At 44.9% G+C, this 10,059-nt stretch carries 7 protein-coding genes and 2 pseudogenes; 8 read left to right on the top strand and 1 reads right to left on the bottom strand.

Annotated features, from left to right (window positions below):
- Positions 1-421 precede the first annotated feature (421 nt).
- The 4 genes and pseudogenes from JCM21738_RS07250 to JCM21738_RS07235 all read left to right on the top strand — a co-directional run bounded on the left by JCM21738_RS07250 (position 422) and on the right by JCM21738_RS07235 (position 3,692).
- Positions 422-1,572 (top strand): annotated as a pseudogene (locus tag JCM21738_RS07250) (MFS transporter).
- A gap of 121 nt (positions 1,573-1,693) precedes the next feature.
- A complete protein-coding gene (locus JCM21738_RS07245; RefSeq protein ID WP_023625620.1) occupies positions 1,694-2,452 on the top strand; it encodes a threonine/serine exporter family protein in 759 nt (252 codons plus the stop codon).
- 15 nt (positions 2,453-2,467) lie between these two features.
- Positions 2,468-2,911 (top strand): threonine/serine exporter family protein, encoded by a 444-nt coding sequence (locus tag JCM21738_RS07240; protein ID WP_023625619.1) that lies wholly within the window; start codon positions 2,468-2,470, stop codon positions 2,909-2,911.
- 148 nt (positions 2,912-3,059) lie between these two features.
- On the top strand, positions 3,060-3,692 hold the full coding sequence (locus tag JCM21738_RS07235; protein WP_023625618.1) for a histidine phosphatase family protein: 633 nt from the start codon (positions 3,060-3,062) through the stop codon (positions 3,690-3,692).
- Positions 3,693-3,759: 67 nt separating this feature from the next.
- Here the strand turns inward: JCM21738_RS07235 and JCM21738_RS07230 are convergent, their stop codons facing one another.
- Positions 3,760-4,749: an NADPH:quinone oxidoreductase family protein gene (locus JCM21738_RS07230; protein WP_035209139.1), complete on the bottom strand. Its 990-nt coding sequence runs from the start codon at positions 4,747-4,749 to the stop codon at positions 3,760-3,762.
- Positions 4,750-5,150: 401 nt separating this feature from the next.
- Between JCM21738_RS07230 and JCM21738_RS07225 the strand changes: the two genes are divergently transcribed.
- From JCM21738_RS07225 to JCM21738_RS07210, 4 genes and pseudogenes are all read left to right on the top strand, one after another.
- Positions 5,151-6,320, top strand: a complete 1,170-nt coding sequence (locus tag JCM21738_RS07225; RefSeq protein WP_023625616.1) for a hypothetical protein — start codon at positions 5,151-5,153, stop codon at positions 6,318-6,320.
- Positions 6,301-8,429 (top strand): annotated as a pseudogene (fdhF, locus tag JCM21738_RS07220) (formate dehydrogenase subunit alpha). The gene JCM21738_RS07225 and the pseudogene fdhF overlap by 20 nt, the downstream one beginning before the upstream one ends.
- Positions 8,430-8,682: 253 nt before the next feature.
- Positions 8,683-8,994, top strand: coding sequence for a 4Fe-4S dicluster domain-containing protein (locus JCM21738_RS25525; protein ID WP_243462934.1), 312 nt, complete (start codon positions 8,683-8,685; stop codon positions 8,992-8,994).
- Positions 8,995-9,310: 316 nt separating this feature from the next.
- Positions 9,311-10,045 carry an Mrp/NBP35 family ATP-binding protein gene (locus tag JCM21738_RS07210; RefSeq protein ID WP_023625613.1) on the top strand — a complete coding sequence of 245 codons (735 nt, stop codon included), beginning with the start codon at positions 9,311-9,313 and terminating at the stop codon, positions 10,043-10,045.
- The last annotated feature ends 14 nt before the right edge of the window (positions 10,046-10,059 follow it).

Here is a 10,059-nt window from a genome sequence, read left to right as displayed (position 1 = left end):
GTGTCGCCTCCTAGAAACTCCGAAACTTCAACTCCGCCGGCAGAAGCAAAACCTTCAATAAAAACAAAATTTTCCTTTTATTTATCCGCTGGGCTGTGGTATTATTTAGAGATGCGAAATACACATGGAAATCTTCTCGTGCAGAAGATTTTTTTCTTTTTTTAGAAGGCTCTTTTCTCAAACTTTGTTGCTGTTAACTACAAAATAGGATTGAATGCCCTATTTTTCTTCGAAAAGTTGACTCTTTTTATGAGAAAAGAGCATGCAAACTTAATACCGACCTGCAAAATGACTTTATATTACGTTAAAATCAGCTTTGGGATTTTAACATCAATCTACGAAAACAGCCTTTTAGAAAAAGGGGAGATATACATTGTCACAAACAAAGGAACCATTATGGACCTCTTCGTTCATCAAATTAATGGTCGGGAATCTATTTATCTTCATGTCATTCCAGATGCTGATCCTACATTGCCGCCATATATAAAATCAATAGGGGCGACAGGGACTGAAATAGGCCTTGTTACCGCGCTATTCTCGATAGGGGCTGTTTTGAGCCGGCCGTTTATCGGATTTATGCTTGAGTACAGAACAAGGAAGCCTCTCGTTTTGATTGGAGCGCTGATGCTTCTTTTGATCACATTCTTATACCCGCTGTCTCAGGTCGTTATCATTTTCCTTGCGTTTCGATTGTTGCATGGTCTTGCATGGGGCTGGTCTACAACGGTAAACGGAACGGCAGCAGTGGATGTTGTACCTAACTCCCGGCTTGGGGAAGGTATGGGTTATTTTGGTCTTTCTATAACAATAGGAATGATCATCGCTCCAAGTTTGGGAATCTTTTTATACCAGATCACCACTTTTGATAATCTCGTTTATATTTCAGGAGTGCTGGGTGCCATTGCCCTGCTGTTGCTTGCATCGGTACACTACCAGACTCCTGACCAAGTATTAAAGACGAAGAAGGAAGATTTGAAGTTTACCTATTTAGGTTCTCTTATTGAAAAAGCTGGCTGGTTTCCTGCAACGCTCACGCTGCTGATTAGTCTTGGCTATGGAACGATTGTCACATTCATTGTCATTTTTGGCGAAGAACGCGGGATCGAGCAAATTTTCTTGTTTTACCTATTTAATGCGATCTTTGCATCACTCTCACGTCCTGTTGCCGGAAAATGGTTTGACCAGAAAGGACCAATCAGGCTTGTCATTTTAACAATTTCGATTACCTTCGCGGGCATGTGGGTCCTGTCATTTGCCCACTCAAGCGCGATGATTGCTGTAGCCGGAGTGTTATTCGGAGTTGGATTTGGTTCATTGATCCCAACTCTTCAATCATGGACATTATCCATGACACCGTCAAACCGCCGTGGAGTAGCGAATGGAATGTTCTTCTCATCCATTGACCTGGGAATAGGCCTGAGCGGATTGGTATTCGGTATCCTTGCCCAGTATATTGAACTGGGAACTTTATTCCAGATTTCCAGTGGATTTATCGTGTTGGCATTGATTCTAACCATTTTAAAGGGCAGACGAAAAAAAGCTGTTCACCAGCCTAATGAAGCTACTTCTTAAATAGGAACCAAAAGCCAGCCATGTGTGAAGGGCTGGCTTTAATTATGGTTGCTTATTGGCACTCTTATGATTTAAACTGATAAAGAAATTTAACAGTACGGATTGGTAAGTGAGGACTTTTATGGAGAATCAGGATCAAACATTTGAAGTGATGCGGGCATGCATACTGGCAGGGAAAATCATGCTTCAAAGCGGCGCTGAGACATATCGGGTAGAGGATACGATGTCGCGGATGGCTTCTGCATTTGGCATTGACCAGACGCATAGCTATGTAACGCCAACCGGCATTATTTTTTCAGTAGAAGGGGTAGGCCCCGAACGGACGAAGCTTGTGCGGATTTCCGAGCGGACGACAGATTTAAGAAAAGTCGCCATGGTCAACGGCATCTCGCGGAAAATAAGCAGCGGAGAGGTTGGATTGGCAGAAGCTTGCAAACTTCTTATGGAGATTGAACAAGCAAATTTAACTTACTCGTTTGCAGTTCAGATTGCTGCAGCTGCAATCGCAAGCGGCTGTTTTACAATCATGTTCATGGGAAGCTGGCTTGACTTCCTGCCATCAATGGCTGCGGGTGGGATAGGTTTCTTTCTTGTCGTTTATTTTCACAGGATCGTTCCGGTAAAATTTTTCGCAGAATTCCTGTCTTCTTTTTTTATTGGGATGATTTCGTTTTTCTTTGTAAAATTCGGGCTGGGCCAGGAGCTTGATAAAATCATCATCGGTTCAGTAATGCCGCTTGTACCGGGTTTGCTGATCACGAATGCGGTCAGGGATCTGATGGCGGGCCACCTGGTTTCGGGGTTGTCAAAAGGAGCAGAAGCGCTGTTAACGGCATTTGCGATTGGCTCAGGCATAGCGGCAATTTTATCTTTCTTGTAGTCAGGAGAAGTGGCGATGATTTATATTGAACACCTTATTACGAGTTTTATTGCGTCCGCAGCGTTCGGAATTATTTTCAACGCCCCCAAGGAATCGTTGGTGAAGTGCGGTATTTCCGGGATGGTAGGCTGGATTGTATATTTTGCGCTTGATACCAATGGATTCGGCACGATCTTCGCGACCTTGATGGCCTCATTTTTAATTGCTGTTGTCAGCCAGGTATTCGCGAAGGCCTACCGGACGCCGATCATTATTTTCAGCGTAGCGGGAATTATCCCGCTGGTTCCAGGCGGACTTGCGTATGATGCGATGAGGAACTTCGTGGAAAATGATTATAGTGTAGCCCTTTCTTTGGCAGCAAAAGCATCGATGATTTCCGGTGCAATAGCTGTTGGACTAGTGTTTTCTGAGGTGATTAACCAGGTGATCAGAAGGTCAAGCCTTGGTCCTGTAAAATAGGGGAAATGACTCATGTGAAAATGTGAGTCATTTTTTATGGAGAAAAAGAGTCAATCAGTAAAATTTATCCAAAATTTTCCCTCGTTAAAAGGGATTTTCATGACCATGCAGAATTACTTTTTATATACTTTTTTAAAGGGGAAAAGACATGGAAATTCTATTGATCAGGCATGGTGAGTCAGAAGGGGATATCCTTCAGGTGCATGAAGGCCGTGCGGATTTGCTGCTGACGGATCATGGCCGCAGGCAGGCAAAGGAAATGGCTAGAGTAGTAAAAGAGAAATACATGCCAGAAGTAATTTGGGCAAGCACCTTGAAACGCGCTCGAGAAACGGCAGAAATCCTTAGTCAAGAAACGGGAATCCCGGTTATCGAAGAGGATAGTTTGAGAGAGTTTAATAATGGAGTCTTGGCAGGGCTGCCATATGCGGAAGCAAAGCTCCGGTATCCGGAGCCGGAGGGGGGCAGGAAACCCCATGAACCGATTGAGGAGGGGGAATCCGAACTTGAATTCCGTTTCCGTGCCCAAACAGTATTTTCAAAGATTCTTGCCGAAAGCGCAGGAAAGAAACGAATTGCGATTGTCTCGCATGGAGGAATGATTTCTAACCTGCTAAGAGCGTTTTTGAATCTGCCAGTTTTATCGGATACTTATTTCCCTACTGGAGATACCGGAATTCATTTGCTCAAACTGAATGGCACTCAGAAGATCGTGATGTTCGTGAATGACTGCGGGCACTTGGCAAAAGTAGATTCAGAGCAGCTGACAGCACACAATTAATGGAGAAATTCTAATTAGCCTCAAAAAAAGCCCGAAACCAGCAAATCAAACTGGATTCGGGCTTTTTTTACATTTTTACAATCGTCCGTCCGCGGTTCTCGCCTTTTAAGATGTTGGCAAGGACGCCAGGCAGTTCTTCTAATGTTACTTCATTTTGAATTGTTTCCAATAATCCTTCAGGCTTCAAGTCGGTTGCCATTCGCTGCCAAAGAAGCTTCCGCGTCTCCATTGGGCAATATACTGAATCTATGCCAAGAAGATTTATTCCTCTCAGTATGAACGGGAAAACGGTTGTTGGGACATCTGTTCCGCCAGTCAGGCCGCTGACTGCGACTGAACCGTTGTATTCAAGCTTACTGAGGATTGCAGATAAAGTCTTTCCGCCGACGGGGTCGACGGCTGCAGCCCAAAGCTGCTGATCGAGAGGCTTCGTCTTTTCACCAACGACATCTTCACGGCTGATGATTTCTTCAGCTCCAATTTTTCGAAGGTATTCGTGCTCTGATGCTTTCCCTGTGCTGGCAACGACGTGATACCCTCTTTTCGCCAGCATTGCCACAGCGACACTGCCAACTCCTCCGGTTGCTCCTGTAACGAGTACCTTCCCTTTGTCTTGAGTAAGCCCGTTCTCTTCCAGTCGGTGTACGGACAATGCTGCAGTGAATCCGGCTGTTCCGAAAACCATAGCTTCCCTTAGATTCATCCCCTCAGGCAAAGGCACGATCCATTTTGCTGGAATACGCGCAAATTCACTGAACCCTCCATAGTGGGAAACCCCTATTTCATAACTGGTGGCAATGACTGCATCGCCTTCCTTGAAGGAGCTGTCATCTGAACGGACAACCGTACCTGCAAGGTCGATGCCAGGGACGAAGGGATAGGATCTGACAATCTTGCCATTCGGGATGCTCGCAAGCCCATCTTTAAAGTTGACGCTTGAATAGGCAACCTTGATCACCACATCACCAGCAGGTAAATCATCCAGTCCAATCGTTTTTACCTCCGCTGTAAAATCATCATCTGTCTTGTTCACCATAAAAGCTTTGAAATTGTCCATAACTCCCCAACCTTTCTAGCTTGATAGTTTCAGTATAGGCATATGCATGCCGGACTTCTATTAACTCAACTTGCTCGAGGCCATCATTTTACCATTCACTAAAATAACCGAATATGACTTTTGTTGTTGCCTATTACCAGCTGCCAAAATGTTAAGTCCCTCACGAATTTATTACGATTTTGTGTCCACTTATTCTGGTGTGACGGACTTCACATATCTTTTAATCTGCCTCCCTTAAGATTTAGTTAAGTAAGGTACACAGTGGAGGTTAGGGCTCTGAAATATTATTAAATCAATTTTTCACTATTCACAAAGTGTTTACAATTTAACCCTTTTGAGACTGTATTTCCATGATAAGATGAATTTTGAAATCGGGAACGATTTACAGGGAGGTAGCAAAGTTGTACAAATTCGAGAAATCTTTTTACTCAAAAACAAGCATGTATTCCTTTGTCGTTGTGCTTTTATTATTTTTCTCAATGTGGTATTCAACATCGAAGTTTGTCCATATTGATATGGCGCTTCTAGGATATGCAATTTCATCAACCGTCTTTGCGATTGGCCTGACAATCAGGATGAGCTTCTGGATGTGGCGCAAAGCCACTAACAGAGTGGCGAAGCGAAGTGTTGATAACCTTTTTAATAAAGAAAGACTGAAACGAAATTCTAAAGCACTATTCAAAACATTGATTGATAACATCATTTTACAAAAATTCATTTTCCAGCGCGGGATCTACCGCGGAATCCAGCACTTCATGATTTCTTGGGGCTGTATCATCTCATTCGCGATTACATTCGGGCTTACATTCGGTTGGATGCGTTTTGATCTGATCGACCCGGAAACATACCAGATCATCGTGTTTGATATGCAGACCATCACGATGGCGGCGCACGGAGTTTTCGCTGAAATCGTCTATAACGGCTTGAATATCGGCGCAATCATGGTGTTGATCGGAGCGGGGATGGCCCTCTACCGACGCATCACTGACTACGATGTTAAAGTAACCCAGCGATTCGAGTTCGATATTCTGCCATTGATCATTCTATTGGCAGTAACAGTAACAGGCTTGATCCTGACAATTCAATACACATTCCTTGATGGCTGGATGCATCATTATATGTCGCTGATCCACCAGGTAACAGTCATCATCATGCTTATGTACTTCCCATTCGGCAAACTGTTCCACGTGCCAATCAGGCCGCTGGCAACAGCTGTTCCAATGAGTTATCAAGAGGTGGTCAAAGTGGATACGAAATCATGTAAAAGCTGCGGACAGCCGTACAGCAATGATGACCAGATTGCGGATGTCCAGGCAATTTTAAAAAGCCAGAACTTCGACCTGCAGCTTGCAGATGGCACTTACCTATCAGACTACTGCACAGGCTGCCGCCGCAGGATGAGAGCATTGAAACAAATGAATCTTGAAGCGCCGAAAGGCAACCCATACGGACCAGTAAACACAAATAACGGAATTCACATATCAGGCTTCAGCAAAAAACGTTCGGAAGAGTTTTACGGACTTGACCAGGATTCAAAGGAGGAAAAAATCGATGAGCCAGTTTCTCGTTAAAGAAGGCGTAAAGAACCAGATCCGCAAAGGTGAAAAGTTAGTCACAACCCACTGCTGCTACTGCGGTATGCAGTGCGGCATGCACATCCGCGTTGATGAAAAGAACAACAAGGTGGTCGGTGTTGAACCGCGTTATGACTGGGTTTTAACAAAAGGAAAGATGTGTCCTAAAGGGGTCACTGCTTACCAGACGATCGATCACCCAGACCGGATCAAAACTCCTCTGATCAAAAAGAATGGCAAGTTTGTAGAAGCAACGTGGATGAAGCTCTGGATTTGATCGAGAGCAAGTATAAAGGCATCCAGGAAAACTACGGAAAAGATGCAATCGGCGTTTACGGCGGCGTTTCAATGACAAATGAGAAGTGCTACCTTGTTGGCAAGTACGCTCGTGTCGGCCTTGGCACTCGTTACATTGACTATAACGGACGTTACTGCATGAGCTCTGCTGCCGGCGGTTTCAACAAGACACTCGGCATGGACCGCGGCTCAACTCTTCCTTGGACTGAGCTTGAGCACACTGATACATTCTTCATGGCAGGTTCGAACACAGCGGAATGCCACCCGACAAGCATCCAGTGGTTCTGGAAGGCGAAGGACAAAGGCGCGAAGCTGATCGTAGCAGATCCGCGTGAAACTGCTACTGCACGTGTAGCTGACGTACACCTAGACTTGCTTCCAGGAACAGACGCTGCGTTGGCGAACGGCATCATGCATCTTTTGATCAAATATGATTATGTTGACAATGAATATGTACAGGAACGCTGCAATAATTTTGAAGAATTAAAAGAAATGACGGCGAAATTCACGCCAGAATATACATCGAAGCTTACAGGTGTCGCAGCAGAGAAAATCATCAAGGCAGCGCACATCTTCGGGAAATCACCACGCTCAGTCGTCATGTTCGCACGCGGTGCTGAACAGCAGACTTCCGGCGTTGACAATGTAAGTCTTTACACGTCAATGGCATTGTTGAGAGGTCAAATCGGTAAATTCGCATCAGGCGTTGCTACTTTTACAGGCCAGGGCAACGGTCAGGGCGGACGCGAACACGGACAGAAAGCTGACGCGCTTCCTGGATACCGTAAAATCGCAAATCCTAAAGATGTTGAGCATGTCGCAGGAGTTTGGGGCATCAAGCCAGAAGAAATGCCGAAGGAAGGCGTTTCCGCATACGAAATGTTCCACCTGATGCAGAACAAGACAATCCGCGCATTGCATGTCATCTGCTCGAATCCGGTTGTTTCATCACCAAATATCAACTATGTCCAGGATTCATTAGAGAAGCTAGACTTCCTTGTTGTAAATGACTTCTTCATGTCAGAAACAGCTGAACTTGCAGATGTAGTTCTCCCAGCAACAACTTGGGCGGAGGACGAAGGAACGACTACAAACATTGAAGGCCGTGTCATCCGCATCCGTAAGGTAGTCGAGCCAATTGGGGAATCGAAGCCTGACTGGGAGATTATGCAGCTGATTGCTGACCGTCTTGGAAAAGGTAAGTACTTCGATTACAGCGAACCAAGAGAAATTTTTGACGAGCTTCGCCACGCTTCAAAAGGCGGCAAGGCTGATTACTACGGTGTAACTTACGAAAAAATCGATGAGCAGGACGGAGTATTCTGGCCAGCACCTGCAGAAGATCACAAAGGAACTCCATCAGTATTCCAGGAGCGTTTTGCTACGGAAGATGGAAAAGCGAACCTTGCAGTCTGCGATTTCAGAGGACCTTCAGAGGTTCAATCAAACGAGTATCCTTTATGGCTGACTACAGGCCGCGTTGTCTTCCATTACTTATCAGGCAACCAGACCCGACGTGTTGACTTCCTGATGGAGCAATGCCCTGAGCCATTCGTAGAGATGCACCCAGAACTGGCAAGCAAGTACCAGATTGAAAACGGTGAAAGAGTGAAGCTTTCCACACCGCGTGGCGAGATGATCACACCGGTTAAAATAACAAAAGCAATCCGCAAAGACACAATGTTCGTCCCTTACCACTGGGGCAAAAAGCTGGCAGTCAACCAATTGACCAGCCCGGCACTGGATCCATTCTCAAGGATGCCTGAATTTAAAGTCTGTGCTGTAAAGCTTGAAAAACTGACTAAATAGGAGGAACGGCCACTATGAATAAAATAATGTATCTAGAATTTGAGCGCTGTATAGGATGCCGTGCCTGCCAGGCAGCCTGCCGTGAGTGTGGGGACCATGATGCCAAGGAACGGAACTATGTTGAATATGTTGACTTCACTGAATCTCGCCAGACATTCCCGATGCTTTGCATGCAATGTAAAGACCCGGCATGTGCGCGTGTCTGCCCGGCAAACGCGATCCAGATCACGGATGAGGCGTCGTGCTGTCAGCAATGGAGGAAAAATGTATTGGATGCCGCAACTGTACATTTGGCTGCCCATTCGGTATTCCGAAATTTGATTTCGAGACAAACAAAATGTACAAATGCGATATGTGCTATGACAGAACTCGTCATGATATTGCGCCAATGTGTGCATCTGTTTGCCCAAGTGACGCAATCCGCTTCATCGACTTTGATGAAATGCAGCAATTGCGCAGAAAACGTACTCAAATGAACCTCGTTGAAGGCAAAAAGCCGCAAGAGGGCAATAAATGGGATTACGTACCTGAATTCTTCGGTGTTTACACTGATTCACAGTCATAATTTAATGGAGCCGGCCGGAAAAGAGCGCTAAGTTCATTAGGGCCGGCTCTATTTGTTTAAACAGGTAAGGGATATAGCGGAAAATAAGTTTTTATAGCGAAAAAATCATTTTTATAGCGAAAATCCAAATAATATAGCGAAAATCCAAATAATATAGCGAAAATAAATTTTTTATAGCGAAAAAAACTTTAATATAGCGAAAAATTAAATTATATAGCGAATTGGAAATTATCAACGATTTTTTCCAGTAAAGGTTTCAACCAATTTTAGATAAGGTAGGGAATAATAACCCATCCAAAAAAAGAGGTGCTTTTAAATGTTAAAAGGAAATGTGCTGGCGGTGACAAGCGGAAAAGGCGGAGTAGGGAAGTCTTCATTATCAGTGAATCTTGCGCTTGCGCTGCAGAAGCTTGGCAAGTCAGTCGCGATCATTGACCTTGATATATACGGATTCAGTGTACCGAAAATACTTAATTTAGATGCAAAACCAAAAACGTTCAACGGAAAAATCATTCCGGTTGAGGCGCACGGCATTAAAGTAATGTCCATGGGCTTTCTTGTGAAGGATAATGAACCAATCGTCTGGCGCGGACCGATGCTTGGAAAGATGATCCAGCATTTTACAGAGGATGTGCTTTGGGGAGAAATGGATTATTTCATTCTTGATATGCCTCCTGGAACAGGAGATGTCGCTCTTGATATGCATCTGATGATTCCGCAGAGCAAGGAAATCGTCGTGACGACACCGCATAAAGCTGCTTCTTTTGTGGCGGAACGCGCCGGATCAATGGCGATTAAGAGCAAGCACGAGGTCATCGGTGTGGTTGAAAATATGTCTTATTTCAAGCCTGAAGACAGCGACCAGAAATATTTCATTTTTGGAAAGGGCGGCGGCGAGGAGCTTGCAGCACAGCTTGGTACGGATTTGCTGGGTCAGCTGCCGATCCAGGAAGCGGATGAGAATAGTGAGACACCTGCGATTGCGACGGAAAACACCCCGCTATTCAAGGAATATCTAAGCCTGGCAGAAAAAATCGATGCAAAGTTTTAGCTCTAGGAACAGGA

This window comes from Mesobacillus boroniphilus JCM 21738 (assembly GCF_000517385.1).
GTDB classification, from domain to species: domain Bacteria; phylum Bacillota; class Bacilli; order Bacillales; family Cytobacillaceae; genus Mesobacillus; species Mesobacillus boroniphilus.
Note: the sequence above shows the minus strand (reverse complement) of the source record. Positions and strands in the feature narration are given on the sequence as shown.

What these genes read in the sequence shown, in the direction of transcription:
- JCM21738_RS07245 (WP_023625620.1), top strand. Translation starts at nt 1,694, where the DNA reads ATGGAGAATCAGGATCAAACATTTGAAGTGATGCGGGCATGCATACTG.
- JCM21738_RS07240 (WP_023625619.1), top strand. Translation starts at nt 2,468, where the DNA reads ATGATTTATATTGAACACCTTATTACGAGTTTTATTGCGTCCGCAGCG.
- JCM21738_RS07235 (WP_023625618.1), top strand. Translation starts at nt 3,060, where the DNA reads ATGGAAATTCTATTGATCAGGCATGGTGAGTCAGAAGGGGATATCCTT.
- JCM21738_RS07230 (WP_035209139.1), bottom strand. Translation starts at nt 4,749, where the DNA reads ATGGACAATTTCAAAGCTTTTATGGTGAACAAGACAGATGATGATTTT.
- JCM21738_RS25525 (WP_243462934.1), top strand. Translation starts at nt 8,683, where the DNA reads ATGGAGGAAAAATGTATTGGATGCCGCAACTGTACATTTGGCTGCCCA.
- JCM21738_RS07210 (WP_023625613.1), top strand. Translation starts at nt 9,311, where the DNA reads ATGTTAAAAGGAAATGTGCTGGCGGTGACAAGCGGAAAAGGCGGAGTA.